This is a genomic window from Streptomyces sp. FH025 (assembly GCF_017427025.1).
Lineage (GTDB): Bacteria > Actinomycetota > Actinomycetes > Streptomycetales > Streptomycetaceae > Kitasatospora.
Map to the genome: position 1 here is coordinate 1 of NZ_JAFLNG010001208.1, position 1,138 is coordinate 1,138.

Sequence of the window (1,138 nt, forward strand, 5' to 3'; positions counted from 1 at the left end):
AGGCGAGGCCGCCGGTGATCACGGAGGTGGCCGGGTTGGTGAGGGCGGCGACGGCGCCGGACTCGAAGTCGCCGAGGCGGGGGCCGCCGGCCACGACGACGATGAAGATGCCCTGGAGGCGGCCGCGCATCTCGTCGGGGGCGGCGACCTGCATCATCGTGTTGCGGAAGATCATGCTGACGGTGTCGGCGCAGCCGGCCACCGCGAGCAGGGCCAGGCCGAGCCAGAGGTTGTGGAGTGCGCCGAAGGCGGCGATGGCGAGGCCCCAGGCGGAGACGGCGGCGAGGACGGCGACGCCCTGGCGGTGGATGCGGCCGACCCAGCCGGAGAAGAGCGCGCCGATCAGGGCGCCGATGGCCGGGGCGGAGACCAGCAGTCCGACGGTACGGGCGTCGCCGCCGTAGAAGGTGACCGCGATCGCCGGGAAGAGGGCACGCGGCATGCCGAAGATCATCGCGGCCAGGTCGGCGAGGAAGCTGGTGCGCAGGTTGGGCTGCTCCCGCAGGAAGCGCAGCCCGTCGAGGACGGAGGCGCGGCCCTTGCGGTCGCCGAGCGGCCGCATGGCGGGCAGGCGCCACATCGCGTAGAGGGTTCCGGTGAAGGCGACGGTGTCGACCAGGTAGGCGGCCTGGGCCCCGTAGGTGCCGATGAGGACGCCGCCGATCATCGGGCCGACGGTGAGGCCGAGGTTCATGCTGACGGTGTTCAGCGCGTTCGCCGCCGGGAGCTGGTGGCTGGGGACCAGCCTGGGGATCATCGCGGAGCGGGCGGGCGAGCTGAGGGCGAAGAACCCGGCCTGGGCGGCGACGGCGGCGTAGAGGACGGCCACCAGGCCGAGGCCGGCGATGGCCTGGGCGGCGAGGACGGCCGAGACGGCGGCCAGGCCGGCCGAGCCGATCAGGCCCAGCTTGCGCCGGTCGACGGTGTCGGCGATGGCACCGCCGTAGAGGCCGAAGGCGACCAGCGGGAAGAGGGAGAACAGGCCCACCAGGCCGGTCGCGAAGGAAGAACCGGTGAGGTCGTAGACCTGGACGGAGACGGCCACGGCCGTCATCTGCTGGCCTATGGAGGACACCGCCTGCCCGAACCAGACCCGGCGGTAGTCGGGGTGGTCGCGCAGCGGGCTGAGGTCGGCGAA

The 1,138-nt window shown here is 73.2% G+C and carries 1 protein-coding gene; it reads right to left on the reverse strand.

The window, feature by feature from the left end; genetic code table 11:
* Positions 1 to 1,138 (reverse strand): MFS transporter (locus tag J0670_RS38455; protein WP_243438110.1); only part of this gene is annotated, 1,138 nt, incomplete at both ends.